The sequence below is a fragment of the Fundidesulfovibrio sp. YSD1 genome (assembly GCF_055397115.1).
The window spans coordinates 284,083-310,233 of sequence record NZ_AP043666.1 but is presented as its reverse complement, the minus strand read 5'-3'; the positions used below and the strand labels follow the sequence as shown (position 1 = coordinate 310,233).

Below are 26,151 nucleotides of genomic sequence, written 5' to 3'. Positions count from 1 at the left end.
CCATGTCCGTGCATCCCCTGGCAGGCAAGCCCGCGCCGCGCTCCATGCTGGTCGACATCCCCAAACTGGTCAGCGCCTACTACGCCTTCGCGCCGGACCCGGCCGACCCCGGGCAGGCCGTGTCCTTCGGCACCTCCGGCCACAGGGGCACGTCCCTGAACGGCACCTTCAACCAGGACCACATCTGGGCCACCACCCAGGCCATCTGCGACTACCGCGCGGCCATGGGCGTCAACGGGCCGCTCTTCATCGGCATGGACACCCACGCCCTGTCCGCCCCGGCCATGATTTCGGCCCTCGAGGTGCTGGCGGCCAACGGCGTGGACACGCTCATGAACTGGGAGGGCTACACGCCGACCCCCGTGATCTCCCACGCCATCCTCACCTACAACCGGGGCCGGGCCTCGGGCCTGGCCGACGGCATCGTGATCACGCCCTCGCACAACCCGCCCCAGGACGGCGGCTTCAAGTACAACCCCCCCGCGGGCGGCCCGGCGGACACCGACATCACCGGCCAGGTGCAGGCCATGGCCAACGCCTACCTGGCCAAGCGCCTGGAGGGCGTGAAGCGCGTCCCCTTCGAGCGCGCGCTCAAAGCCCCGTGCGTCAAGGCCCACGACTTCGTGCCCCCCTACGTGGACGACCTCGCCTCGGTCATCGACATGGCCGCCATCGCGGCCAGCGGACTGCGCATCGGCGTGGACCCCCTGGGCGGCTCGGGCATCGCCTACTGGCGGCCCATGGCCGAGCGCCACAAGCTCGACATCACCGTGACCAACGACGTGGTGGACCCGACCTTCTCCTTCATGACCGTGGACCGCGACGGCAAGATCCGCATGGATTGCTCCTCGCCCTACGCCATGGCCGGGCTCATCGGGCACAAGGACTCCTACGACGTGGCCTTCGGCAACGACCCGGACTACGACCGCCACGGCATCGTCACCCCCTCGGGCGGGCTCATGAACCCCAACCACTACCTCGCCACCGCCATCTGGTACCTGTTCCAGAACAGGCCGGGGTGGCGCGCGGACGCGGCCGTGGGCAAGACCCTGGTGTCGAGCGCCATGATCGACCGCGTGGCCGCGTCGCTTAAGCGCACGCTCCGGGAGGTGCCCGTGGGCTTCAAGTGGTTCGTGGACGGGCTTCTGGCCGGGGACCTGGGCTTCGGGGGCGAGGAGAGCGCAGGGGCGTCGTTTTTGCGCAAGGACGGCACGGTCTGGACCACGGACAAGGACGGGATCATCATGGACCTGCTGGCCGCCGAGATCACGGCCGTCACGGGAAAGACCCCGGACAAGCACTACCGTGAGCTCACCGAGCGCTTCGGCTCGCCCGTGTACGAGCGCACCGACGCGCCCATCACCGACGCCGAGAAGAAGGCCTTTGCCGCGCTGACCCCTGAAAAGGTTGCGGCCACGACCCTGGCGGGCGAGGCCATCACCGCCAAGCTGACCAAGGCCCCGTCCAACGGCGCTGGCATCGGCGGGCTCAAGGTGGTGGCGGAGAACGGCTGGTTCGCGGCCAGGCCTTCGGGCACCGAGCCCATCTACAAGATCTACGCCGAGAGCTTCAAGGGCGCCGAGCACTTGAGGCGCGTCCAGGACGAGGCCAAGGCCATGCTGGACGAGGCCTTCAAAGCCGCCGGGGCGTAGCGGCCCGTTGAAAAAGCCTCGCTGACTGCCTTGCGAGAAAGAGCCAAACCCTCGCGTATGCGAACTACGCGTCGGGCTTGGCTCTTTCGCGCGCCTTGCCGGCGAGTTTTTTGAACGGGCTGCCGGGAGCGGACCGTCCGCCCCGTCCCGGCCGGTGACAGTCGCGAAGCCGTTGCCGGGGTCCGGGGCGAAGCCCCGCTCTGCTCAGCGCAAGAGCGCCGAGAGCTCCCGGATGCCCGTCCAGACGATCTCCATGCCGATGCACACCAGGATGAACGCCGACAGGCGCAAAAGCACGTTCACCCCGGCCTCGCCCAGCCCGGAGACGATCCTCCTGGCGAAGCGGAAGCAGACGTACACCGTGGCGCAGATGGCGGCCAGCCCGAGCATGGCGGCCAGGCCGAGCAGCGCGATGTGCGTCAGGTCCACGTCGCCCATGGGCCTGCGGCTGCCCAGGGTGATGGCCACCGAGAGCGAGCCCGGCCCCACCGTGAGCGGCAGGGTCAGGGGGTAGAAGGCGTCGCCGAGCCCCATGGAGCGGCTGTTGCCGTCCGGCTGGGAGTGCTCCCGGGGCTTTGACCCCGTGTGCAGGAGCTTCCAGCCGAAGGCCGTGACCACCGAGCCGCCCGCCACGCGCAGGATGGGGATGGAGATGCCGAAGAACTCCAGCACGTGCGAACCCACGAACAACGCGCTCAGGAGCAGGAAGAACCCGTTGACCGCCACGCGCCAGGCCAGGGCCTTGCGGTCCTCCTCGGTGCGGTCCAGGGTCATGCCCAGGAAGATGGGCGCGCTGCCCACGGGGTTGATGATGGGGAAGAGGGCCGCGTAGACCAGCAAGAATGTGTTCAGGAATTCGTTCATGGGGTGCTTCGCGCTTTGTCGGCTCGGCCGGGTTCGTCTTGGGCCGGTTTAGCAGGTTTTCCCGGCTCGCGCACGGGGAACGTGCCGTTAATCCCCCGGCGGGCGCGCGTCAAGGCCCCGGGCGGCCCCAAGCCTTCACAGGACGAGCTCCATGTAGCGCACGCCCTCGTGCGGGTTGTGGCAGTAGGGCGCGATGTCCTTGAACTCCAGCCTTTCGTACATGGCCATGGCGGCCTTCATGGCGGGCAGTGTATCCAGGCGCATGCGCGCGTATCCCGCCAGCCTGGCGTTTTCGATCACCGTCCGGGCCAGCATCCCGCCCAGGCCCAGGCCACGGGCGTTCTCGCGCACGTAGAGCCGCTTCATCTCGCAGACCCCGCGCTCGTCCAGCGGGCGCATGGCCACGCATCCGGCCGGTTCTCCGCCGCGCAAGGCCACGAGGATCGTCCCGCCGGGAGGGGCGTAGCGCCCGGGCAGCCCGGCCAACTCCTCCTCGAAGCCCTGGAAGCACAGCGAGATGCCGAGCGTCGCCGCGTATTCCCTGAACAAGGCCCGGACCTCGCCGAGCAAATCCCCTCTCGTCGCCTCGATCAGTTCGACCACCCGGCCCTCCTTGGAATCCTCTTGGCATTGGTGTAGCGTTCGCTCCCTGTCGCCACGCAACCGTAAACTGCCGAGGAGTCGCATGAAGATCAAGTTTCTGGGCGCGGCCAAGACCGTCACGGGCTCGTGCTACGTGCTGGAGACCGGCGGCGTCCGCTTCGCCATCGACTGCGGCCTGCACCAGGGCAACCGCGAGATCGAGGCCCGCAACCTGGACGTCTCCGTCTACCAGCCGCGCAAGATAGACTTCTTTCTCGTCACCCACGCGCACATGGACCACTCCGGGCTTTTGCCGCGCATGGTCCGCCACGGGTTCTCGGGCAAGGTGTTCGTCACCTCCGCCACCAAGGACCTCCTGTGGCTCATGCTCCAGGACAGCGCCCACATCCAGGAGATGGAGGCCGAGTGGGCCAACCGCAAGAACGCCAGGCGCGGCGGCAAGCCCATCGAGCCGCTCTACACCCAGGCCGACGCCACCGCCGTGATGCCCATGATGCAGGTGGTCACCTACAACGAGCCCTTCGAGCCCGCTCCCGGCGTGAAGGTGATCTACCGCGACGCCGGGCACATCCTGGGCTCGGCCTTCATCGAGCTGTGGATCACCGAGAACGGCAGCACCAACAAGCTCGTCTTTTCCGGCGACCTGGGCAGGCCGGACCAGATGATCATCAAGGACCCGACCACCACCACGGGGGACGCGAACTACCTCTTCCTGGAGTCCACCTACGGCGACCGCGACCACAAGGACCTGGGGTCAAGCCTGGACGAACTGGCCGAGGCCATCTCCTATTCCTACGCCCACGGCGAGAAGGTGATCATCCCGGCCTTCGCGGTGGAGCGCACCCAGGAGGTGCTCTACTCGCTGCACATGCTCTCCAAGGCCGGAAAGCTGCCGCGCGACATGCCCGTGTACGTGGACAGCCCCCTGGCAATCCGCGCCACCGAGGTCTTCCGCCAGCACCCTGAGTACATGGACCCCGAGATCGCCAGCCTGATCAAGTCTGGAGAGGACCCCTTCAGCCTGCCCAACATCAAGTTCACCCTCACGGCCGACGAGTCGCGCTCCATCAACACGTCCGAAGGCCCGGCCGTGGTCATCTCGGCCAGCGGCATGTGCAACGCGGGCCGCGTGAAGCATCACCTGCGCCACAACCTCTGGCGCAAGGGCGCGAGCGTGGTCTTCGTTGGCTACCAGGGCCAGGGCACGCCCGGGCGCAAGATCGTGGACGGGGCCAAGTCCATCAAGATCCTGGGCGAGGACGTGCAGGTGGCCGCCAGGATCTGGACCATCGGCGGCTTCTCCGCCCACGCGGGCCAGAGCCAGATCCTCGAATGGCTCAGGCACTTCAAGCCCAACGGCATGGAGGTGTTCCTGATCCACGGCGAAAACGGAGCCATCGACACCCTGGCCGGGCTCATCGAGTCGCGCTACGGCTTCAAGGTGCACAAGCCCGAATACCTCGAGGAATGCACCCTCAAGCCCGGCGTGGCCACGGCCGTCACCCTGGATACCGAGCACGCCCTGCCCCGCGTGGACTGGGAGTTCCTGCTCGCCGACACCGAAAGCAAGTTCGTCCTGCTCAGGCAGCGCATGGGCAAGGTCTCGGCACGCCCCTGGGTGGACCAGGTGGAACTGCGCGACCGCCTGCTGGAAGTGAACAAGGACCTGATGGAACTCATCTCGCAGACCTAAGACGGAGGAGCGGGGCGCTGCCCCGCGCCCCGCGAGGGCTTTGCCCTCGACCCACCAAGGGCAGTGCCTGCCCCTGGACCCGGCGAGAGCTTCGTGGGTTTCACCAGAACCATGAAATGGCCGCCCGGCTGCCTGGAAGCAAGCTTCCAGGCAGCCGGGCGGCCGATTTTCACGCAACCGGTGATCGACGCGAAGCTACCCGCGGGTGCAGGGGCATCATGCCCCTGCCGGTGGGGGGGAGGCAGCGCCCCCCCGAGGAGCATTGGGCTACTTGTAGGTTATCCGGTAGAGCAGCCCGGCCCGGTCGTCGCTGACCAGGAGCGCGCCGTCCGGCATCACCAGCACGTCCACGGGCCGCCCCCAGGCGGACTTTCCCTGAAGCCAGCCCGTGGCGAAGGGCTCGTAGCCCGCCGTGCCGTCCGCGTTGGCCGTGGCCACGGCCACTTGGTAGCCCACCGGCGTGGAGCGGTTCCAGGAGCCGTGCTCGGCCACGAAGATACGGTCGCGGTATTCTTTGGGGAACATGCCGCCCGTGTAGAACTTCATGCCCAGGGGCGCGCTGTGGGCCTGGATGAGCGCGGCGTTGGGGGCGAAGCGCGAGCAGTCCGCGCCCTTGCCGAACTCCGGGTCGGGCTGGCCCGCGTTGCAGGAAGGGTAGCCGAAATCGAGCCCCGGCGCGGGCGCTCGGTTCAGGCTGTCCGGCGGCACGTCGTCGCCCAGCCAGTCACGGCCGTTTTCCGTGAACCACAGCTCTCCTGTCCGCGGGTGCCAGTCGAAGCCCACGGTGTTGCGGATGCCCCGGGCGAAGGTCTCCTGGCGGCCGGTGGCGGTGTCCAGGCGCTGGATGGTGTCGTAGGGCGGATCGCGGCGGCAGGCGTTGCAGGGCGCGCCCACGGGCACGTAGAGTTTCCCGTCCGGGCCGAAGGCGATGTACTTCCAGCCGTGGTGCCTGTCGCTTGGCAGGCTGGCGGGCACGCGCTCGGGCTTTGGCGGGGTGTCCAGGCGGTTCTCGATGTCGCGAAAGCGCAGGATTTTGTCTATGGCGGCCACGTAGAGGTCGCCGTCCCGGAAGGCCACGCCGTTGGGTTCCGTCAGCCCCGAGGCGATAACGCGCACGGTGACGCTTCCGGGGTCGCGCCCGGTCACGGCGTAGACCTTGCCCGCGTCGCGGGTGCCCACGAAGACCGTGCCCCTGGCTCCGAGCGCCATGGAGCGGGCCCCCGGCACTTCGGCGTAAACCTGGATGGAAAACCCGGGCGGAAGCTTGATGGCCGCCAGATTGGACCTGGCGCAATACGCGGGGCCGAGCCCGGTCAGCATGCCCGCCAGCGTGGCCAGGGCGGCCACGAGCCACAAGCGGGGGCGCGGACTTCTCGTGTCGCGGTTCAGCACGGTGCGGCTCCTCGAAGGACGGATGGTGCCGCGACCATACCAGAGCGCGGCCCGCGCGCAAGAACGGGGAGCCGGTCGCCGGGTCGGAAAGGTGGGGGAAGGAAGGCGCTGTTTTCCGGGAGGCCTATTTCATGCGGTAGGTGATGCGGCCGCGGCTGAGGTCGTAGGGGGAAAGCTCCACCTTGACCTTGTCGCCGGGGAGAATGCGGATGTAGAATTTGCGCATCTTGCCGGAGATGTGCGCCAGCACCTCGTGCCCGTTCTCCAGTTCCACCCGGAACATGGCGTTGGGGAGGGCTTCCTGGACGGTGCCGTCCACCTCGATGGCGTCTTCCTTTGGCATTTGCCGCCTCCTTAGAGCTCGTGAAGCAGCGCCCTATATCCTATTTCGCCGCGCGCATCAAGCGCAGGCCCGTGCAAGCCGTGCCGCGCCGGGCGGCCGCGCTTTACAAGCCGCCCCGATTTGGGCACATCCCGGGTACGGCCGCAACATTCTCCACGGAGCCCGATCACAGTGCTGACACCCAAATTGATTGACAAATACGCCGACGTCCTGCTCTGGGGCCTGACCACCTCCCGCCCCAACCCCTACAAGCCCGGCGACAACGTCCTCGTCCAGTTCGACCTGGCGGGGCTCAAGCTGGCGGAGTGCCTGTTCGCCAAGCTGGTGGACAAGGGCATCAACGTGGTGCCGCGCCTGTCCTTCACCTCGCACATGGAGCTGGACTTCTACCAGAAGGCCAGCGACGGTCAGCTCGCCTTCATCGCGCCCGGCACCAAGGAGCTTTTCGAGAACCTGCACGGCGCGGTCTACGTCATCGCGCCCGACAACCTGACGCACCTCTCCTGCATCGACCCCAAGCGCATCGCCCAGACCGCCATCGCGCGCAAGCCCTACCGCGACATCCTGGTCAAGCGCGAGGAAGTGGGCGACTTCGGCTGGACCCTGTGCGTGTACCCCACGGACGAATACGCCCGCTGCGCCGGGCTGACCAAGAAGGAGTTCACCGAGCAGGTCATCAAGGCCTGCCACCTGCGCGCCAAGGACCCCATCGCCGAGTGGCGCACCATCTTCACCGAGTCCACACGCATCAAGAACTGGCTGAACGCCATGCAGGTGGAGTCCTGGCGGGTGGAGTCCGACAACGTGGACCTCACGGTCACGCCCGGAGAGCACCGGCGCTTCAAGGGCATCTCCGGCCACAACATCCCGAGCTTCGAGCTGTTCACCTCGCCCGATTGGCGCGGCACCGAGGGCGTCTATTTCGCGGACCAGCCGTCCTACCGCAACGGCAACCTGGTCAAGGGCGTGCGCCTGGAGTTCAGGAAGGGCGAGGTGGTGGACGTGAAGGCCCAGGAAGGCGAGGACTTCGTGAAGAAGCAGGTGGCCATGGACGGGGGCGCGAACAAGCTGGGCGAGTTCTCGCTCACGGACCGGCGCTTCTCCCAGATCGACCGCTTCATGGCCAACACCCTCTTCGACGAGAACTACGGCGGCGAGTGGGGCAACTGCCACGTGGCCCTGGGCAGCTCCTACTCCGACACCTACGACGGCGACCCCGCCACCCTGACCGAGGCCCGCAAGGCGGAGCTGGGCTTCAACGACTCCGCCCTGCACTGGGACCTGGTGAACACCGAGCGCAAGCGCGTGACCGCCAAGCTCAAGGGCGGCGGCTCGCTGGTGATCTACGAGGACGGCCAGTTCGCGGTCTAGGCGCCGGGCTTTTTTCGTGTGATTCCGAGGGCGGCGGGCCGGTTGACGGCCCGCCGCTTTTTTATGGGTGATTTACGCTTGACGTCTCGCGTACAATGCTTAATATGTGACTTGCCGTGCGGTAGGCAGTCGGATCGAGGAGGAACATGATTCGAAGTTACGCGTGCAAAAAGACTGAAGCGCTCCTCAAGGACGGAAACTGCGACAAGAAGTTCAGTGGATTCCGCAAACAGGCGGAGAAGAGGGGAAGAATCCTCGCCGCCGCCGAGAACATTCACGATCTCATGGTGTTGCCGAGCAACCGTTTCGAGGCGCTCTCCGGAGACAGGCAAGGGCAGTTCAGCATCAGCATCAACATGCAATGGAGGATTTGCTTCACCTGGGGACCGGATGACCCGGGTCCGGAAAACGTCGAGATAGTGGATTATCACTGATCCGGTTGGCGCATGCCCGAGAATGACTGAATTCGATTCGCGTATAGTAGAGCAGGGAACGGCCACTAAAGGCCACGAGAGCGCTCGTATAAACTCATTATTATCAGATAGATAGCTATAGAGGGCAAAGCAATGCGCACCCCGATCCATCCAGGGACCATCCTGGCGGATGAACTGGAGTTCATCGGAATGAACGGAACCCAACTGGCCGAACGGCTGAACGTGCCCCCGAATCGCATCTCGCAAATCCTGAAGGGAAAGAGAGCGATCACTGCCGACACCGCACTACGCCTCGGGAGGGCGTTCGGCACTTCGGCCGGGTTTTGGATGAACCTTCAGAAAACGTACGAACTCGACCAGGCCATGCAGGAGCACGCGGCTGAAATCGAGGCCATCCGGCCGCTCAGGGAAGTCGCCTGATCCTGGCGATGGAGGGCGGGCCGGATCCGCGTACAGGCATCCCCGAACGCCCGGCCGATAGGCCGGGCGTTTCTTTTCGCGCGGCATCTTTACACCCCGGGGCGACGGATATAACTAAGCGAACTGCCGAAAAACCGTTCCGGAGGAAACATGAGATTCTCTATCCGTGCCTCTCTCTTCGCAGCCCTGGCCGTGCTCTGCCTGGGCGCCGTGGCCTTCGCCGCCGACGTCAAGGGCTGGGAAAAGGGCGGAGCCTACGACAAGTTCTACGACGCCAAGGAGACCGATTCCTTCAAGGGGCGCGTGGAGGACGTCATCGAGATCACGCCGATGCCCGGCATGGCCAAGGGCGTGGGCCTCGTCGTGCGCGACAAGAAGGACAACAAGGCCGAGACCGTGCACCTCGGCCCCAAGGATTTCGTGAACCTCGACTCCGTGGGCCTGCGCAAGGGCGACTCCGTGAAGGTCTACGGCGTGTGGGCCACCGTGGGCGGCAAGGACGTGGTCATCGCCTCCAAGGTGAAGAAGGACGACGACAAGCAGCTCAAGGTGCGCCGTACCAAGGACGGCATGCCCTGGTGGAGCATGAGCCCCGACGAGTTGGCCGCCGAGCAGAAGGCCGCCGAGACCGACTAGGATTCGAGCCGAAAGGCCGCCCGGTTTTTTCCGGGCGGCCTTTTCCGTAGTGCCGCCCCGGAAACCAGAAACCAGCCGCGTCGGCGAAGCCGTGCGGCCCGGAGGCCACATGCACCCCAGACGGATCATCCTCGCGCTGCTGGCGGCCGTGCTTCTCTCCGGCTGCGCAGCCAAGACCGCACCCATCGCCTCGCTGCCGCCCGCCCAGGCCCCGCAATGGAAGCCCGGGGACTACTGGGTGTTCTCCGGCAAGACCAGGAGCCCTTTCGCCCTGGCCGAGCGCATGGAGGTCGCCTCCGTGGGCGACGAGATCGTGCTCGTGGGCGACGGCGACCCGGCCAAGTCCGCCCGGCTGGACAAGGACTTCTCGGTCAAGCAGTCCAACGGGGCCTTGCTCGCCTACTCGGTGGAGAGCGGCAAGGACGCCTACTTCTTCTTCCCCATGGCCGTGGGCGAGACGCGTACCTTCACCCAGGGCACGTCCACCAAGCGCGGCACGCAGAACTACGTGAACACCGTGACCGTGGAGGGAGCGGACGAGGTGAGCGTCCCGGCCGGGACCTTCAAGGCCTTCCGCATCCGCGTGAACAAGAAGAACGACACCGGCTGGAGCGGCAGCTACCGCATGTGGTACGCGCCCGAGGTGGGCTATTTCGTGCGCATCGTGGACACCCACGACAACTCCGCCGTGCTGGAACGTTTCGGGCGGCGTTAGGCCTGGCTGGCCCCTTCCCGGCGCGAAGCAATCGAGGGTCCAGGGGGATCATCTCCCTGGCAGGTGCAGGACGGAGTCCTGCCGGGGCGCGGGGCAGCGCCCCGCTCGTGAATCTCCCAAAAGAAGAGGCGCGCCCTAGGGCGCGCCTCTTAGCTTTTCTCTTGATCCCCTGAAACTCAGCCGTTCTTTTCAAGCGCGATCAGGTCGTCGTAGGTCTCGCGCCTGCGGGCCAGGGTCGCCTTGTCTCCGTCCACGATCACCTCGGCCGCGCGGGGCCTGGAGTTGTAGTTGGAGGACATGGTGAAGCCGTAGGCCCCGGCCGAGAACACGGCCAGCAGTTCGCCCTGCTCCACGCCGGGCAGGTCGCGGTCGCGGGCGAGGAAGTCGCCGGATTCGCAGATGGGGCCGACCACGTCCACGTTCACGTCCGGGCGCCCCTTGGGTTCCACCTCCCTGATGGCGTGGAAGGAGCCGTAGAGCGAGGGGCGCACCAAGTCGTTCATGGCCGCGTCCACGATGACGAAGCTCTTGGACGGGGTCTTCTTGGTGTAGACCACCTCGGTGAGCAGGATGCCGGAGTTGCCCGCGATGACGCGCCCGGGCTCCAGGATGAGCGTCATGGGGTGGTCCTTGAGCACGCTGACCAGGGCCTTGCCGAACTCGGTGGGGTGGGGGGGCTCTTCCTCGTTGTAGGTGATGCCCAGGCCCCCGCCCAGGTCGAGGTATTCGATGCGGATGCCCATGGCCTTCAGGCGGTCGTAGAAGCGGATGATCCTGTCCAGGGCCTCCAGGAAGGGCTCCAGGGTGGTCAGCTGCGAGCCGATGTGGCAGTCGATGCCCACGGGTTCGATGCCGGGCAGGGTCACGGCGCGGGAGTAGGCGGCCAGGGACTGCTCGATGTCCAGGCCGAACTTGTTCTTCTTGAGCCCCGTGGAGATGTAGGGGTGGGTCTTGGGGTCCACGTCGGGGTTGATGCGCAGGCTGATGCGCGCGGTCTTGCCCATGTCCGAGGCCACGGCGGAGATGCGCTCCAGCTCGCCCATGGACTCCACGTTGAACATCAGGATGTCGGCGGCCAGGGCCTGGCGGATCTCGTCCGCGCGCTTGCCCACGCCGGAGTAGACGATCTTGGAGGCGGGCACCCCGGCTGCCAGGGCGCGGTGCAGCTCGCCCCCGGAGACGATGTCCATGCCCGCGCCGCAGTCCTTGAGCAGCTTGAGCAGGTTCACGTTGGAGTTGGCCTTCACCGAGTAGCAGGTGAGGTGCGCCAAGCCGTCGAAGGCGGAGTCGAAGGCCTGGAAGTGGCGGCGCAGGGTGGCGGCGGAGTAGACGTAGAGCGGCGTGCCGTACTTCTTGGCCAGCTCGGCGGCGGGGACGCCCTCGGCGAAGAGCTGTCCGTCCTTGTACTCGAAGAAATGCATGGGGCTAGTCTCCTTGAGTATTCGTGTCCCCGCTCCACCTGGACTTGAGTTCGCCCAGGATGTTCAGCGCGTCGAGCGGGGTTATCGTATCCAGTTGGATTCGCTTTAGTTCCTCGATCAGTGGGTGTTCTTGCGGGGCTTCTTCGCGCCCCTCGCCGTCCTTCACCGGCATCCCCGGCAGCAGCGTCTGGCAGGTCCTGGGCGCGGCCGGGGAGAACTGCCTGGCGTCGCGGGCCTTCTTCTCGAGCCCCGCGAGCACGTCCTTGGCCCGCTGCACCACCCGGCCGGGCACGCCCGCGAGCCGGGCCACCTCGATGCCGTAGCTGCGGTCCGACGGCCCGGGCACGAGCCTGCGCAGGAAGATGATGTCCCCCCGGAATTCCTTTACAGCTATGTTCACGTTGCGCAAGCCCGGAAGCTTGCCCTCGAGCTGGGTGAGCTCATGGTAGTGGGTGGCGAAGAGCGTGCGGATGCCGCCCACCTCCCTGGAGTCGGGCTTGCGGCCCCTGCCGCAGAGGTCCTCCACCACGGCCCAGGCCAGGGCTAGGCCGTCGAAGGTGGACGTGCCCCGGCCGATCTCGTCCAGGATCACCAGGCTCCTGCGCGTGGCCTGGCGCAGGATGCGCGCGGTCTCCATCATCTCCACCATGAAGGTGGACTGGCCCTGGGCCAGGTTGTCGGAAGCGCCGACGCGCGAGAATATCCGGTCGGTTATGCCGATCTGGGCCTTGGCCGCCGGAACGTAGGAGCCGATCTGGGCCAGGAGCGCCATGATGGCCACCTGCCTGAGCACCGTGGACTTGCCCGCCATGTTCGGGCCGGTGATGAGCAGCAGGCGGGTGTCGCCGGTCAGGTGCAGGTCGCTCGGGATGTAGTTGGCCGGGCCCTGCACGGCCTCCACGGCCGGGTGGCGCCCCGCCTGGATGACGATGTCCAGGCCCTGGTGCAGGGCGGGGCGCGTCCACTCCCAGCGGCGGGCCGCGTCGGCCAGGGCCTGCCAGTAGTCCAGGCGCGAGAGCGTGCGGGCCATGGCCTTGAAGCGCGGCTGGGCCTGGGCCACCCGCTCGCGCAGTTCCCCGAACAGGCGGTACTCGAGCTCCTTGCGGCGCTCGCTGGCCGAGAGCAGGCGGTCCTCCAGGGACTTGAGTTCCGGGGTGACGTAGCGCTCGGCGTTGGCCAGGGTCTGGCGGCGCTCGAAGTGCTCCGGAGGCTGTCCCGAGGCGCGCGTCAACTCGAAATAGTAGCCGAAGACCCGGTTGTAGCCGAGCTTCAACTTGGGCAGGGAGTTCTCGAGCTGCTCCTTTTCCAGGAGTTCCTTGAGCTTGCCCTCGCCGTGCTCGGTGAGTTCCATGAGTTCGTCGAGCTTGGGGTCGAACCCGGCCCTGAAGAGCCCGCCCTCGGTGATCACGGCCGGGGGCGTGTCCGCCAGGGCCGAGAGCAGGAGCTCACGCACGTCCTCCAGGCTGTCCCAGGAGGAGAGCTCCTTGCCCAGGGCCTTGGGCTTCTCGGTGGAGAAGCTCTCCCCAGCGAGCCCGTCGCGCACGAGAAGCCCGTGCAGCCCGGGCAGGGCCGAGAGGCTGTGGCGCAGGGCCAGGAAGTCCTTGGGCGTGGCCCGGCCCAGGAAGATGCGCGTGGAGAGGCGCTCCAGGTCGTAGACGTCGTCCAGGGACGAGCGCACGGCCTCGCGCAGGGCGTCCTCCTTGAAGAAGAAGCGCACGGCTTCCTGCTGGGCGGTGATGGTGTCGAGATCCACCCAAGGCTGGCGCAGCCTGGTTTCCAGGAGGCGCCCCCCCATGGGGGTGACGGTGCGGTCCAGCACGTGGAGAAGCGTTCCGGGGCCCTTGCGGCCGTCCAGGCGGCGGAAGATCTCCAGGTTGCGCTCCGTGACCTCGTCCACCAGCAGGTGGCGGCTCAGGTTCACGGGCCTGAAATTCGAGAGGTGCCCGAGCCGCTGCTTCTGGGTCTGCTCCAGGTAGGAGAGCAGCGCGCCCATGGCCCGCACCAACTGGGGCTTGTCGTCCACGTCCAGCGCAGAGAGCGAGGCCACCTTCTGAGCTTCGAGCACGCGCCTGGAGGCCGTGGCCAGGTCGAAATGCGGCTTGAGCGGGTAGCGGGTGATCTGGATGCCGAGCTCGGGCAGGTGCCGGGGCGGGTTCTTCATGTCGGGCAGCAGGAGCTCGCGGGGGCCGAGCTTCTCCACCCACTGCCAGAGCAGGGCCTCGTCGCGCCCGAAGAGCCCTGACCATTCGCCCGTGGAGAACTCGATCCAGGCCACGCCGCCCGCGCGCTCCTCCGGCTCCCAGAAGAGGGCGGCCAGGTAGTTGCTCTCCTTGGCCTGGAGGTTGATGTCCTCCACCACGGTACCCGGGGTGAGCACTCGAGTGACCTCGCGCTTGACCAGGCCCTTGGCCTGCCTGGGGTCTTCCACCTGGTCGCAGACGGCGACCTTGTAGCCCTTGTCGATGAGCTGGCTGGCGTAGGTGGCCAGGGCGTGGTGGGGCACGCCGCACATGGGCACGGGCGCGTCGGAGTTCTTGTCGCGCGAGGTGAGCGCGATCTGGAGCTCGCGCGCGGCCACCTCGGCGTCCTCGAAGAACATTTCGTAGAAGTCCCCCATGCGGTACATGAGCAGGCAATCAGGGTGTTCGCCCTTGATCGACAGGTAGTGCTCGAGCATGGGGGTGAGCTTGATGGTGCTCATCGCGCGGAGGTCTTTTTTACGATTTTGTGAATAAAAGCCTGTGCGGGCATGAAGACACCTTGCACGGACATTTTTGCCACGTCAACCGGGAAAAAAAGGCCGGACGCGTTCGCGCGTCCGGCCGTATCCACATGGCAGGCGCCTGAAACGATCAGGACTTGGCCTCTTCGGCTGCGGGGGCGGCGGGAGTCGGGCTGGCGGCGGGGGCCGGAGTGAACGTGGAGATGCCCGGCTTGGCCTTCTGGGCGTCCAGTTCGGACTGGAGGCTCTTGGCCTTGGACTGGGCCTCGCGGCAGATGGAACCCACGCGGATGCGGTCGATGACGAAGAAGACCGTGCTGAAGAGCGCGCCCAGGACGAAGAAGATCAGCACAACCAGGTAGAACGGCATGGGCTGGGCCTGCCAGTTCAGGTTGAAGAGGCTGAACTTCAGTTCGAGCGCGGCGGAGAGCTGCGCCTGGTTCTGAACGAAGAACACCATGAAGAACAGGAAGAACAGCACAAGCAGCACGAATTTGATGAAACGCATACCCGCCTCCCTCGTCAGATGTTTATGAATGGGGCCGCGCCCAGGAAGCGCGGTTTTATCCTGTCGTATGTCTCGAGCAGAAGCTCGGGGATCACGTGGGTCTCGCCGAACACCGCCATGAACGAGTTGTCGCCGTTCCAGCGCGGCACCAGCTGGAAGTGCATGTGCGCCGCTATGCCCGAACCGGCGGCCTCGCCCAGGTTCAGGCCCACGTTTATCCCGTGGGGCCTGAAAGCCTCCTTGAGGATGGCCGTGCAGGCCTGCACCGCGGCCATGGCCTCGGAGCCCTCCTCGGGGGTGAGCTCGGTCAGGCAGCTCACGTGCCTGTACGGGCAGACCATCAGGTGCCCGCTGTTGTAGGGATACTTGTTCATTATCACGTAGTTGAACCGGGCGCGCGCGAGCACCAGGCGCTCGCGGTCCTCCCCGGTGTGCTCCGGGATGCAGAACACGCAGGAATCGGGCTTGGGGCCCAGGATGTACTGCATGCGCCAGGGAGCCCAGAGCACGTCCATCAGTTCTCCCGGCTCCCGAGGATACGCAGGGCGGCCTCGATGGCCTCGTCGGCGTCCGAAGCGGGATGGACCCCGTCGAGGCCTGCCCAGCGGCCGATGGCCACCACGGGGATGCCGGACTTGAGCGCGAGGCCGATCTCGGAGAGCGTGCCCGAGCCGCCTTCAACGGCCACGGCCACGTCTCCGTTCTTGACCACCAGGAAGTTGCGCATGTGGCCCAGGCCCGTGATCACGGGCACGTCCACGAATTCGTTGGCCTGGGAGAAATCGAGCCCGGGAAGGATGCCGACGGTGAGCCCGCCCGCGGATTTCGCGCCCCGGCAGGCCGCGCGCTGCACGCCCATGCGCCCGCCGCAGACCAGGTCGAACCCGTTTTCGGCGATGAGTCGGCCGAGCCGTTCGGCCACGGCTTCGGTCAGGGGGCCGCAGGAGCCCGCGCCGATCACGGAGATTCTTTTTTTCATCCTATTTTTCCACCCGGTTGGCTTCCCCCCGTACACTTTTGCGGCCCGGAGGGCAAGACGCAGGGGGCTTGTGGAGCGGGCCGCTTGAGTGCATCCTTGCGGACATGTTCGAGTTCATTCCCAGGGACTTCCCCACCGACCCCGGCGTTTACCTCATGAAAAACGCCCAGGGGAAGGTCATCTACGTCGGCAAGGCCGTGAACCTGCGCTCGCGCCTCTCCTCGTATTTCCGGGGTGAGGTCGCCCACCCGAAGACGCGCGCCCTGGTGGCCAGGGTGGCGGGCGTGGACGTCTTGGTCACGGCCACGGAAAAGGAGGCCCTGCTTCTCGAGGCGAGCCTGATCAAGAAGCACCGGCCGCGCTACAACATCGTCCTGCGCGACGACAAGAGCCACATCCTCTTCAAGCTCGACAAGACCCACGAGTTCCCCAAGATCGCCTTCACGCGCCGCGTGGTGCGCGACGGCTCCACCTACTTCGGCCCCTTCACCTCGGCCCAGGCCGCGCGCAAGACCTGGCGGGAGCTGGGCAGGCTCTTTCCCTTGCGCAAGTGCCGCGATTCGAGCTTCGCCAACCGTGTGCGGCCCTGCCTGTACCATTTCATCGGCCAGTGCCTGGCCCCGTGCGTGGGCTACGTCAGCCGCGAGGACTACGCCGTGCTGGTGCGCAGGGTGGAGGCCTTCCTGTCCGGGCGCTCGGGCGACGTGCTCAAGCGCCTGGAGCGCGAGATGACGGAGGCCTCGGAGGCCCTGGCCTTCGAACGCGCGGCGGAGCTTCGCGACCTGATCAAGGCCATGCGCGCGACCATCGAGGGCCAGGCCGCCGTGCTGCCCAACCACGCGGACCTCGACGCCCTGGACGTGTTCGCGGCCGGGGGCGGCATGGGGCTTTCGGTGGTTTTCGTGCGCCAGGGCAGGCTTCTGGACCGGGCCAACTTCTTCTGGCCGGAATTCGGCGAGGAGGAGCTTCCCGACGCCCTGCCGAGCTTCCTCACCCAGTACTACCGCCCGGAGAGCTTCGTGCCGGGCAGGGTGCTCCTGCCCGCGCGGCTCCTGGAACTCATGGGGCCGCAGGCCGTGGCCACCGTGGCCGAGGCCCTGGCCGAGCGCCGGGGGGGCAGGGTAGTTCTGTCCGGGCCGAAATCACCGGAGGAGACCGGGCTTCTGGAGATCGCCTCGGCCAACGCGGCCCGGGCTACGGCCGAGGGCCGGGCCAAGGGCGAGGAGGAGTCCGCGCCCGCGCTCCTCGGGCGCAAGCTGCACGTGGGCCGCGAGATCGGGCGCATTGAGACGGTGGACGTCTCCCACCTGGGCGGCAAGGGCGTGCGCGTGGGCATGGTGGTCTTTGACGGCGGGCGCTTCGACAAGGGCTCCTACCGCCAGTACTCCATGCCCGGCCTGGAGGGTTCGGGCGACGACTACGCGGCCCTGGCCGGGTGGGTGGAGCGGCGTCTGGCTGCTGGCGAGCCCTGGGCGGACCTTGTGCTCATCGACGGCGGCAAGGGCCAGCTGGCGGCGGTGGAGCGCGCCCTGGAGAACGCCGGGTTCCCGCGCCTGTGGGAGCTCGCCTCCATCGCCAAATCGGGCCGGAGCAAGAACGCCATGGATGACCAGATCTTCCGCCCGGGCCGCAAGAACCCCATCGCGCTTCGCCCGGGCAGCCGGGAATTGCTCTTTTTGCAGCGCCTGCGCGACGAGGCGCACCGCTTCGTCATCGGCAGGCAGCGCCAGGCCCGGGGGAAAACGGCGCTCAAGAGCGAGGTGCTCTCCATCCCCGGGGTGGGCCCGAACATCGCCAAGCTGCTCTGGGAGCGCTTCAAGACCCTGGAGGCCATGCGCGCCGCCACCCTGGAGGAGCTTCTGGGAGTGGCCGGGCTCGGGCCGAAAAAGGCCCGGGTGGTGTTTACGCATTTCCAGGGTGATGGGACGCATTGATTTTCCCGGTAAAAATCTGTATCCGCGCCGTGTCACGCCAAGCCAAGGAGACCTCATGCCCCGCTTCCAGAGGCTGCGCGAGCTCGTGTCCGGCCTCGACCCCGAGCACGTCTACCGCACCATCTACGACGAGACCTACTGCCCGGTGATCCAGGGCACGGAGCCGTTGGACCCCCAGGGCCTGGAGGATTTCCGCAAGGTGGACTTCAAGGGCAAGACCGTGGTGGACCTCGGCTGCAACTTCGGCTTCTTCGCCTTCGAGGCCAAAAGGCTCGGCGCGAAAAGCGTGCTGGCCGTGGACCGCGAGGAGCGCGTGCTCGAGGGCGGGGCCCTCTTGCGCGACGTCTTCGGGCTGGACGGGGTGGAGTTCGTGTCCTGCGACATCGAGGTCTCGCCCAACTGCCTGACCGGGCGCACCTTCGACATGGCCATGCTCGTGGAGTTCATCGGCAAGACCTTCGTGCGCGAGGGCTTCGTCCCCCGCACCCTGGCCTTCCTGGAGACGCTCTCCGAGAAGGAGCTGGTCCTCTCGGTGCAGAAATCCTACATGATCCGCAAGGAGTTGGGCTCCACTCCGGAGGCCATGCTCCGGCACTACCCGGCGAAGTACATCCGGGGCGGCGACGTGCTTGTGCTCGATTACGTCCTGGATTTCTTCAGGGATCGCTGGCAGGTGGAAATGCTTTCAACAATAATCGAGGGTTATGAAAAGCCGCGGAAATATTTGCGGCTTTACAAATAATCCACTTTTTTCTTCCCACGTCCGTCCGGACAGGTTAGAGTGTCGAATCATCCCCTTCCCCGGAGGACACCATGATTACCCTGCGCGCCTTTCTGGCTCTGGCGCCGCTTGTCGCCATCCTGCTGCTGCTGATATTCGGCCCGGCCATTTCGCAAGTCCCCGCCAACCACGCCGGCCAGCAGTCCTCCACGGTCGCCCTCAGGGACGCCGCCAGGGGCGCGGCGCGCCCCTAGCCAGCACATCACGTGCCGGGCCCCTTCCAGGCCCGGTGTCCGCAAGAAGCCGAACATTTTCCGCGCAAGCGCCCAAGGCCTCGAGTCCGTGGCGCGCGGCCTCAGTCGCAGCCGCAATCCTCGTTGAAGAGCGCCTTTTCCAGCGTCACGCTCTGGCCGGGCTTGCATTCCACGAGGTGCGTGTCCACGCCCAGGTCGTCCAGGGCCAGGGCGAAGGCCCGCGTGTTCTTCTCGAGCACGGGGAAGGTCCCCCAGTGTATGGGCAGCACCTTGGCGCAGCGCAGCATCTTGCAGGCCACGGCGGCCTGGCGGGCGTCCATGGTGAAGGTTCCGCCCACGGGCAGAAGCGCCATGTCGATGTGGAAGAGCTTGCCGTAGATCTCCATGGTGGCGAAGATGCCCGTGTCGCCCGCGTGGTAGAGCGTGTAGCCGTTGCCGAGCGTCAGGATGTAGCCCACGGGCAGCCCGGATTCGCTCGAATGCACGGCCTGGACCATGGTGGCGCGCACCCCGCCCAGGCTCACCGTGCCGCCGATGTTGATCCCGATGCCGTTGACCACCTGGCCTTGGGGCAGGCCCTGGCCCACGAGCTTGGCGCAGGTCTCCACGATGGCCAGGAGCTTGGCTCCCGTGGCCTTGCAGATCTCCACGGCCTGGCCCACGTGGTCGCCGTGATCGTGGGTCACGAGCACGTAGTCGACCTTGCCCAGGTCGCGGGAGGAGAGCGCGGCGGTGGGGTTGCCGTCGAAGAAGGGGTCGATGAGGAAGGTCAGTCCGTCGGTCTTCAGGGTGAAGTTGGAGTGGCCGTTCCAGGTGAGTTCGTTGCTCATGGCGTCCTCCCGGTGCCGAGGCCCTTCGCGCCTGGCGCGGGGCCGGTGTTGTCGGTATGCGGCGGCCTATTTGTCGTCCTGCCAGCGCTTGCCCAGCCCGTGGGGCACGTCCAGGAGGTCCAGGGCGCGCGCGGCGATGAAGTCGGCCAGCTCGCCGATGGTTTCGGGCCTGCCGTAGAAGCCCGGGCAGGCGGGCAGGATGCGCGCCCCGGCCTGGCTGGCCGAGAGCATGTTGCGCAGGTGGATTTCGTTGAAGGGGGCCTCGCGCGGCACGAGCACGAGCTTGCGGCCCTCCTTGAGGGTCACGTCGGCCGCGCGGTGGATCAGGTTCGAGCCCAGCCCGCTGGCGATGGCGGCCAGCGAGGCCATGGAACACGGGCAGACGATCATGCCCGCGTGCCGCCAGGAGCCGCTCGCGGGCCCGGCGGCCAGGTCGTTCTGGGAGTAGGCGGCGTGGGCCATGGCGGCAAGCTCGTCAGCGCCGGTGTCGGATTCGAGCTCGAGGACCTTTTTCGCGGCCTCGGACACGATCAGGTGCAGCTCCGTCTCCGGGTTGCGGGAGAGCTCGCGCGCCAGGGAGAGCGCGTAGGGCATCCCCGAGGCCCCGGTCACGGCCAGGATGATTCGTTTTCTCGTCATGGCCGCGACTATATCCTGGCTTCCTGCAATGTCCAGCGGGCTTTTGCGCTCCTTGCGGGGCCTTGCGTTTTTCAGTAGACGGTAAAGGCCGAGGTGGTATCCCGGGGGCGCGCCACTCGACAACGCGCACCGAGGACTTATTGAAAAAGCCGTGCCGCGAGCCACGCGGCGGAGTTCTCCATATGACCGACCCCATGCATCAGGACGAATCGGAGTTCGGGACCGGACTCGACGAGGAAGTCCGGGAACCGAGAAAATACAAGGTGCTTCTGCACAACGACGACTACACCACCATGGAGTTCGTGGTGGAGGTGCTCATAACCGTGTTCCACAAGGCCGAGGACGAGGCCACCAGGATCATGCTCGCCGTGCACAAGAACGGCGTGGGCGTGTGCGGCGTGTACACCGCCGAGGTGGCCGAGACCAAGGTCGTGGCCGTGCGCCAGCTGGCCCGCAGGGGCGGATATCCGCTCAAGTGCACCATGGAAGAGGAATAGATGCTCGGAAAAAGACTGGAACGTGTCCTCACCAACGCGGTGAAGGAAGTAAAGCGGCGCAACCACGAATACCTGACGCTCGAACACCTGCTGCACGCCATCGTGCAGGAGGAGAGCGGCAAGTCCATACTCATCAGCTGTGGCGCCAACGTGGTCAAGCTGCGTCACCAGCTCGAACGCTTCTTCGCGGAACACATGGAGGTCCTGCCCAGCGAGCAGGCCACCGAGGTCGTCCAGACCATGGGCGTGCAGCGCGTGCTCCAGCGGGCCATCATGCAGATGCAGTCCGCCGGGAAGACCCGGGTGGAGGTCGGCGACGTGCTGGCCGCCATCTTCGAGGAGGACGACTCCTACGCGGTGTATTTCCTGAAGTCCCACGGCGTGACCCGCCTGGACGTGCTCGAGTGCATCGCCCACGGCCAGGGCGCCGAGGAGGAAGCCGAGGCCGGGGGCGCGGCCAAGCCCTCCGAGCCCGGCAAGAAGCAGGAGAGCGCCCTGGAGCAGTTCACCCAGGACCTGGTGGCCAAGGCCCGCGAGGGCCGCATCGACCCCCTGGTGGGGCGCGGCGAGGAGCTCGACCGCACCATCCAGGTGCTGGCGCGCCGCCGCAAGAACAACCCGCTCTACGTAGGCGACCCCGGCGTGGGCAAGACCGCCCTGGCCGAGGGCCTGGCCCTGCGCATCTCCTCCGGCGACGTGCCGGAGGTGTTCAAGGACGCCGAGGTCTACGCCCTGGACATGGGCGCGCTTCTGGCCGGAACCAAGTACCGGGGCGACTTCGAGGCGCGCATGAAGAGCGTGCTGGGCGAGCTCAAAGCCAAGCCCGGGGCGATTCTCTTCGTGGACGAGATCCACACCATCGTGGGCGCGGGCGCCACCAGCGGCGGCACCATGGACGCCTCCAACATCCTGAAGCCCGTTCTGGCCTCGGGCGACCTGCGCTGCATCGGCTCCACCACCTACGAGGAGTACCGCAACCACTTCGAGAAGGACCGCGCGCTGTCCCGGCGCTTCCAGAAGATCGACGTGCGCGAGCCCACCCAGGACGAGGCCGTGGAGATACTCAAGGGCCTGAAGCCCCACTACGAGGAGCACCACGGCGTGCAGTACACCCCGGCGGCCCTGAAAAGCGCGGTGGAGCTCTCGGCCAGGCATATGAACGACCGCTACCTGCCCGACAAGGCCATCGACGTCATCGACGAGGCCGGGGCGGCCTTCAGGCTCTCGGGCAAGCCCGGCAAGAACGTCGTGGGCGTGCACGAGGTGGAGAAGGTGGTCTCGCGCATGGCCCGCATCCCGGCCCAGCGCGTCAGCGCCAACGACCGCAACCGCCTGGCGGGCGTGGACGAGGAGCTCAAGAAGCTCATCTTCGGCCAGGACGAGGCCATCGACGTGCTCTGCAAGGCCATCAAGCGCTCCCGCGCCGGGCTCTCCCAGGCGGGCAAGCCCACGGGCAACTTCCTGCTCACCGGCCCCACGGGCGTGGGCAAGACGGAGCTGGCCAAGCAGCTGGCCTCGGTGCTCGGCATCCACTTCATGCGCTTCGACATGAGCGAGTACATGGAGAAGCACGCCGTGGCGCGCCTTATCGGCGCGCCTCCGGGCTACGTGGGCTTCGACCAGGGAGGCCTGCTCACCGACGGCATCCGCAAGAACCCCCACTGCGTGCTCCTGCTCGACGAGATCGAGAAGGCCCATCCGGACATGTTCAACATCCTGCTCCAGGTGATGGACTACGCCACGCTCACCGACAACAACGGGCGCAAGGCCGACTTCAGCCACGTGATTCTGCTCATGACCTCCAACGCGGGGGCGCGCGAGATGGCCTCCAAGTCCATCGGCTTCGGCCAGCAGAAGCCCGAGGACACCGCCTTCCAGGGGCAGAAGGCCCTGGAGCGGCTGTTCACCCCGGAATTCCGCAACCGCCTGGACGCGACGATCAGCTTCAGGCAGCTCTCGCCCCAGGTCATGGAGATGATCGTGGGCAAGTACGTGGCCGAGCTCAACGCCCAGCTCAAGGAGCGCAAGGCCTCAGTGGAACTCACCCCGGCGGCGCTGGCCTGGCTGGCCGAGCGCGGCTTCGACCCGGCCTACGGGGCGAGGCCCCTGGCCAGGCTCATCCAGGAGAAAATCAAGGACCCCCTGGCCGACGAGATGCTTTTCGGCTCCCTCCAGAAGGGCGGCACGGCCAAGGTGGACGTGGCCGAAAAACCCGGGGAGGGCGAGGCCGGGCCCGAGGCGGCGCTCGCCTTCGTCTTCGAACCTCGCGCCAAGGAGAAGGACTCCGCGCGCCGCTAACGGCGCGGCTCGAATTGTCCGAAGGCCCGCGCCCGGCGCGGGCCTTCTTTGTTTTGGGGCAACTTCCCGGAATCGTTTTCAATCAAGCTTTTTTTGGGGGTGAATTGACGTTTGTGTGATTTACTTCGCGGGACAAATTGGGCATGTGACGGCCTCCGGGGCGTGCCGCCCCGGGCATCCGTTCGGTTTCGCGGTGGGGAATTTCGCATGAAGAACATGAAGGTCGGCCTGAAGATCGGGCTCGGTTTCGGCATCCTGATCCTTATCTCCTGCGTGCTCGGCGGCATGGCCGTGTGGAGCATGAACTCGGTCGGGCACAACGCGGCGCGCATGGCCGGGGAGTACGTCCCCGAGGTGGAGATCGCCAACAACCTGGAGCGCTCCGCCCAGCAGGCCATGTACGCCATGCGCGGCTACGCCATGAGCGAGGCGCCCGCCTTCCGGGAGCAGGCGCTCAGGGAGCTCTCCGAACTGGACAAGCACATCGCCAAGGCCCAGGAGCACGCCAAGGCCTATCCCGGCCTGGTCCGGCTGAACAAGGACGCCCAGACCGCCAGGCAGAAGCTCGACGAATACTCGGCCCTGGGCGTCGAGACGCAGAAGCGCATCACCGGCCTGGCGGCCCAGCGCAAGCGCATGGACGAGACCGCTGCTGCCTACGTCGCGGCCGCGCACACCTGGATGGAGAACCAGGGCAGCCAGTTCGAGAACGAGATCAAGAACGCGGCCCTGCAGGGCATCATCCTGGAAAGGTGGGAGAAGATCGCCAAGCTCCAGGGCATCATCGAACTCGGCACCGAGCTTCGCGTCCGCAACTTCAAGTCCCAGGCCGTGGACGACCCCAAGATCATCGAGGAGGCCCTCGGCAACTTCGGCAAGATGGACGCGCTGCTCGAATACCTCAAGGACAAGACCTTCACCGCCACCAACCTCAAGGCCCTGTCCGACGTGCAGGAGTCGCTCGCGAGCTACAACAAGGCCGTGGACGATTTCCTCGTGGACTGGAAGGCCCTGAAGCAGCTCGAAACCAGGAGCGCCAAGGCCGGCGAGGAGCTTCTGGAGGCCGCCAAGGCCACGGCAGCGGCGGGCATCTCCACCACGCGCGCCATCGCGGACCAGGGCGTGGGCGACCTCTCCCGAGCGTCTTCGGTGATGGTCGCGGGCCTGGTGGCGGCGCTGATTTTGGGCGTGGCCATCGCCGTGTACCTGACCAGGCTGATCACCCGCCCGCTGTTGATAAGCGTGGCCTACGCCGACCTGGTGGCCTCGGGCAACCTGGAAGGGCGCCTCGACGTGCGCCAGGGCGACGAGGTGGGCCGGCTCGCCGACAGCCTGCGCACCATGGTGGGCAACCTGAAGGAACGCATCCGCGAGGCCGACGCCAAGTCCCAGGAGGCCTCGCGCGAGGCCGAGCGCGCCCGCCAGGCCATGGCCGAGGCCGAGGCCGCTCAGCAGGACGCCCTGGCCAAGCGCGACGCCATGCTCGAGGCGGCGGTGATGCTCCAGCGCGTGGCCGAGGTCACGTCCTCGGCCTCCGAGGAGCTTTCGGCCCAGATCGAGCAGTCCAGCCGGGGAGCGGAGCAGCAGTCCGCGCGCGTCTCCGAGACGGCCACGGCCATGGACCAGATGAACGCCACCGTGCTGGAGGTGGCGAAGAACGCCGCCGAGGCCGCCGAGACCTCGGGCCGCGCCCGGGGCCAGGCCCAGGACGGCGCGGCGATAGTGGGGCAGGTGGTGGACGGCATCGGCGCCGTGCAGAAGCAGGCCCTGGCCCTCAAGGAGGACATGGCCGCCCTGGGCGTGCGCGCCGAGGGCATCGGCGCGGTGATGAACGTCATCAGCGACATAGCCGACCAGACCAACCTCCTGGCCCTGAACGCGGCCATCGAGGCCGCCCGCGCGGGCGAGGCCGGGCGCGGCTTTGCCGTGGTGGCCGACGAGGTGAGGAAGCTCGCCGAGAAGACCATGCAGGCCACCCGCGAGGTGGGCGAGGCCATCCAGGGCATCCAGGAGAGCGCGCGCACCAACATGGCCAACGTGGACGCGGCCGTGCGCGCCATCCAGGACTCCACGGGGCTCGCGGGCAAGTCCGGAGAATCCTTGAACGAAATTGTCCATCTGGTGGACATGGCCACGGACCAGGTGCGCTCCATCGCCACGGCCTCCGAGGAGCAGTCCGCCGCCAGCGAGCAGATCAGCCGCTCCATCGAGGAGGTGAGCACCATCTCCTCGGAGACGGCCCAGGCCATGGTCCAGGCCTCCCAGGCCGTGGCCGAGCTCGCCGGGCAGACGGCGGAGCTGACCAGGCTCATCGAGCGCATGCGCTCGGGCGACGATTCCGGCGCGCGCGCCCTGGCCCCGGCCGGAAGGTCCGCGCTGCGGTAAGGCGCGGGACGCAAAACCCTTTCGAAGGCGACGACCTTGATGAAGAAACCCCGTTTCGCTCTACAGTACGCCCTCGCCGCCCTGCTCCTGTGCGCGGCGCTGTTGCCCGGGTGCGACTCCGCGCCCGTTACGGACCGCAAGCAGCTCATCGTGATCTCCGAAAGCCAGGAGAAGGCCATGGGCGCGCAGGCCGCCCAGGACATCCTGCGTTCCGAGAAGATATCGCGGGACCAGGCCATGACCCAGGCCGTGCGCCGCGTGGGCGAGCGCGTGGCCCGGGCCAGCGGGGCCAAGGGCATGGACTGGGAGTTTCACGTCATCGACAACGACGCCGTGCCCAACGCCTTCTGCCTGCCGGGCGGGAAGATCTTCGTCTACAGCGGGCTCTTCAGGTACGTGCGCAACGAGGACCAGCTGGCCACGGTGATCGCCCACGAGGTGGCCCACGCCCTGGCCCGGCACGGCGCGGAGCGGGCCACCATGGAGATGGGCGCGAAGCTCGGCGGCGTGATCCTGGATTTCGTCATGAGCGAGGAGGACCCGCGCCTGGGCAGGATAGCCTCCACCATCTGGGGCTACGGCTCCAACCTGGGGGTCATGCTGCCCTACAGCCGCAAGCAGGAGTTCGAGGCGGACAAGATCGGCCTGCACCTCATGGACAAGGCGGGCTACGACATGAACGCGGCCGTGGCCTTCTGGGAGAACATGAGCAAAAACCCCCAGGCCAATAAAGGATTCGCGTTCCTCTCCACGCACCCGGCCGACGGCAAGCGCATCGAGCGCATCAAGAAGGACATGGCCGAGATCCGCGCCATGCGAAGCGGGAGCTAGCAGGCCGCT

The 26,151-nt window shown here is 66.9% G+C and carries 25 protein-coding genes; 14 read left to right on the top strand and 11 right to left on the bottom strand.

Translation table 11 applies throughout. The annotated features are described in order from the left end of the window. Window positions 1-2 precede the first annotated feature (2 nt). Complete coding sequence (gene pgm / locus ACZ5V4_RS01525; RefSeq protein ID WP_464316417.1) at window positions 3-1,652, top strand: phosphoglucomutase (alpha-D-glucose-1,6-bisphosphate-dependent); 1,650 nt, start codon at window positions 3-5, stop codon at window positions 1,650-1,652. A gap of 204 nt (window positions 1,653-1,856) precedes the next feature. Here the strand turns inward: pgm and ACZ5V4_RS01520 are convergent, their stop codons facing one another. Both ACZ5V4_RS01520 and ACZ5V4_RS01515 read right to left on the bottom strand, forming a co-directional pair. Continuing rightward, window positions 1,857-2,516, bottom strand: coding sequence for a MarC family protein (locus ACZ5V4_RS01520; protein WP_464316416.1), 660 nt, complete (start codon window positions 2,514-2,516; stop codon window positions 1,857-1,859). Between the two features lie 135 nt (window positions 2,517-2,651). Next, window positions 2,652-3,119: a GNAT family N-acetyltransferase gene (locus tag ACZ5V4_RS01515; protein ID WP_464316415.1), complete on the bottom strand. Its 468-nt coding sequence runs from the start codon at window positions 3,117-3,119 to the stop codon at window positions 2,652-2,654. Window positions 3,120-3,201: 82 nt separating this feature from the next. On the opposite strand from ACZ5V4_RS01515, the gene ACZ5V4_RS01510 reads away from it, so the two are divergent. Next, window positions 3,202-4,812 carry an MBL fold metallo-hydrolase RNA specificity domain-containing protein gene (locus ACZ5V4_RS01510; RefSeq protein WP_464316414.1) on the top strand — a complete coding sequence of 537 codons (1,611 nt, stop codon included), beginning with the start codon at window positions 3,202-3,204 and terminating at the stop codon, window positions 4,810-4,812. A gap of 267 nt (window positions 4,813-5,079) precedes the next feature. On the opposite strand, the gene ACZ5V4_RS01505 is transcribed toward ACZ5V4_RS01510, so the two are convergent. Then, window positions 5,080-6,204, bottom strand: a complete 1,125-nt coding sequence (locus ACZ5V4_RS01505; protein WP_464316413.1) for a PQQ-dependent sugar dehydrogenase — start codon at window positions 6,202-6,204, stop codon at window positions 5,080-5,082. A 124-nt stretch (window positions 6,205-6,328) separates the two neighbouring features. Next, window positions 6,329-6,547, bottom strand: a complete 219-nt coding sequence (gene infA, locus ACZ5V4_RS01500) for a translation initiation factor IF-1 (protein ID WP_027190819.1) — start codon at window positions 6,545-6,547, stop codon at window positions 6,329-6,331. 171 nt (window positions 6,548-6,718) lie between these two features. Here infA and ACZ5V4_RS01495 point away from each other — a divergent pair, with 171 nt between their 5' ends. From ACZ5V4_RS01495 to ACZ5V4_RS01475, 5 genes are all read left to right on the top strand, one after another. Beyond that, a complete protein-coding gene (locus tag ACZ5V4_RS01495) occupies window positions 6,719-7,918 on the top strand; it encodes an aminopeptidase (RefSeq protein WP_464316412.1) in 1,200 nt (399 codons plus the stop codon). A gap of 146 nt (window positions 7,919-8,064) precedes the next feature. Further along, window positions 8,065-8,352, top strand: coding sequence for a type II toxin-antitoxin system RelE/ParE family toxin (locus ACZ5V4_RS01490; protein WP_464316411.1), 288 nt, complete (start codon window positions 8,065-8,067; stop codon window positions 8,350-8,352). A gap of 132 nt (window positions 8,353-8,484) precedes the next feature. Further along, complete coding sequence (locus ACZ5V4_RS01485) at window positions 8,485-8,772, top strand: HigA family addiction module antitoxin (RefSeq protein ID WP_464316410.1); 288 nt, start codon at window positions 8,485-8,487, stop codon at window positions 8,770-8,772. A gap of 150 nt (window positions 8,773-8,922) precedes the next feature. After that, a complete protein-coding gene (locus tag ACZ5V4_RS01480; protein WP_464316409.1) occupies window positions 8,923-9,408 on the top strand; it encodes a hypothetical protein in 486 nt (161 codons plus the stop codon). Window positions 9,409-9,517: 109 nt separating this feature from the next. Beyond that, window positions 9,518-10,123 carry a TapB family protein gene (locus tag ACZ5V4_RS01475; RefSeq protein WP_464316408.1) on the top strand — a complete coding sequence of 202 codons (606 nt, stop codon included), beginning with the start codon at window positions 9,518-9,520 and terminating at the stop codon, window positions 10,121-10,123. 176 nt (window positions 10,124-10,299) lie between these two features. Here ACZ5V4_RS01475 and lysA read toward each other — a convergent pair whose 3' ends face one another. From lysA to ACZ5V4_RS01450, 5 genes are all read right to left on the bottom strand, one after another. After that, window positions 10,300-11,544: a diaminopimelate decarboxylase gene (gene lysA, locus ACZ5V4_RS01470; RefSeq protein WP_464316407.1), complete on the bottom strand. Its 1,245-nt coding sequence runs from the start codon at window positions 11,542-11,544 to the stop codon at window positions 10,300-10,302. A 4-nt stretch (window positions 11,545-11,548) separates the two neighbouring features. Then, on the bottom strand, window positions 11,549-14,245 hold the full coding sequence (gene mutS / locus ACZ5V4_RS01465) for a DNA mismatch repair protein MutS (RefSeq protein ID WP_464316406.1): 2,697 nt from the start codon (window positions 14,243-14,245) through the stop codon (window positions 11,549-11,551). Between the two features lie 151 nt (window positions 14,246-14,396). Further along, the gene (locus ACZ5V4_RS01460; RefSeq protein ID WP_464316405.1) at window positions 14,397-14,774 is read right to left on the bottom strand and encodes a LapA family protein; all 378 of its coding nucleotides are present in this window, start codon (window positions 14,772-14,774) and stop codon (window positions 14,397-14,399) included. Window positions 14,775-14,788: 14 nt separating this feature from the next. After that, window positions 14,789-15,289 (bottom strand): HIT family protein, encoded by a 501-nt coding sequence (locus tag ACZ5V4_RS01455; protein WP_464316404.1) that lies wholly within the window; start codon window positions 15,287-15,289, stop codon window positions 14,789-14,791. Further along, a complete protein-coding gene (locus ACZ5V4_RS01450; RefSeq protein WP_464316403.1) occupies window positions 15,289-15,753 on the bottom strand; it encodes a TIGR00725 family protein in 465 nt (154 codons plus the stop codon). The genes ACZ5V4_RS01455 and ACZ5V4_RS01450 overlap by 1 nt, the downstream gene beginning before the upstream one ends. A gap of 104 nt (window positions 15,754-15,857) precedes the next feature. Between ACZ5V4_RS01450 and uvrC the strand changes: the two genes are divergently transcribed. The 3 genes from uvrC to ACZ5V4_RS01435 all read left to right on the top strand — a co-directional run bounded on the left by uvrC (window position 15,858) and on the right by ACZ5V4_RS01435 (window position 18,662). Then, window positions 15,858-17,687, top strand: coding sequence for an excinuclease ABC subunit UvrC (gene uvrC, locus ACZ5V4_RS01445; protein ID WP_464316402.1), 1,830 nt, complete (start codon window positions 15,858-15,860; stop codon window positions 17,685-17,687). A 55-nt stretch (window positions 17,688-17,742) separates the two neighbouring features. After that, a complete protein-coding gene (locus tag ACZ5V4_RS01440; RefSeq protein ID WP_464316401.1) occupies window positions 17,743-18,429 on the top strand; it encodes a methyltransferase domain-containing protein in 687 nt (228 codons plus the stop codon). Between the two features lie 71 nt (window positions 18,430-18,500). Next, on the top strand, window positions 18,501-18,662 hold the full coding sequence (locus tag ACZ5V4_RS01435) for a hypothetical protein (protein WP_464316400.1): 162 nt from the start codon (window positions 18,501-18,503) through the stop codon (window positions 18,660-18,662). Between the two features lie 101 nt (window positions 18,663-18,763). On the opposite strand, the gene ACZ5V4_RS01430 is transcribed toward ACZ5V4_RS01435, so the two are convergent. Continuing rightward, window positions 18,764-19,492 carry a metal-dependent hydrolase gene (locus tag ACZ5V4_RS01430; protein WP_464316399.1) on the bottom strand — a complete coding sequence of 243 codons (729 nt, stop codon included), beginning with the start codon at window positions 19,490-19,492 and terminating at the stop codon, window positions 18,764-18,766. A gap of 66 nt (window positions 19,493-19,558) precedes the next feature. Further along, window positions 19,559-20,131, bottom strand: coding sequence for a UbiX family flavin prenyltransferase (locus tag ACZ5V4_RS01425; RefSeq protein ID WP_464316398.1), 573 nt, complete (start codon window positions 20,129-20,131; stop codon window positions 19,559-19,561). Between the two features lie 182 nt (window positions 20,132-20,313). Between ACZ5V4_RS01425 and clpS the strand changes: the two genes are divergently transcribed. From clpS to ACZ5V4_RS01405, 4 genes are all read left to right on the top strand, one after another. Further along, on the top strand, window positions 20,314-20,628 hold the full coding sequence (gene clpS, locus ACZ5V4_RS01420; protein WP_464316397.1) for an ATP-dependent Clp protease adapter ClpS: 315 nt from the start codon (window positions 20,314-20,316) through the stop codon (window positions 20,626-20,628). Next, the gene (clpA, locus tag ACZ5V4_RS01415; RefSeq protein WP_464316396.1) at window positions 20,629-22,926 is read left to right on the top strand and encodes an ATP-dependent Clp protease ATP-binding subunit ClpA; all 2,298 of its coding nucleotides are present in this window, start codon (window positions 20,629-20,631) and stop codon (window positions 22,924-22,926) included. A 207-nt stretch (window positions 22,927-23,133) separates the two neighbouring features. After that, on the top strand, window positions 23,134-25,311 hold the full coding sequence (locus ACZ5V4_RS01410; protein WP_464316395.1) for a HAMP domain-containing methyl-accepting chemotaxis protein: 2,178 nt from the start codon (window positions 23,134-23,136) through the stop codon (window positions 25,309-25,311). Between the two features lie 39 nt (window positions 25,312-25,350). Continuing rightward, window positions 25,351-26,142: a M48 family metallopeptidase gene (locus tag ACZ5V4_RS01405; protein ID WP_464316394.1), complete on the top strand. Its 792-nt coding sequence runs from the start codon at window positions 25,351-25,353 to the stop codon at window positions 26,140-26,142. The last annotated feature ends 9 nt before the right edge of the window (window positions 26,143-26,151 follow it).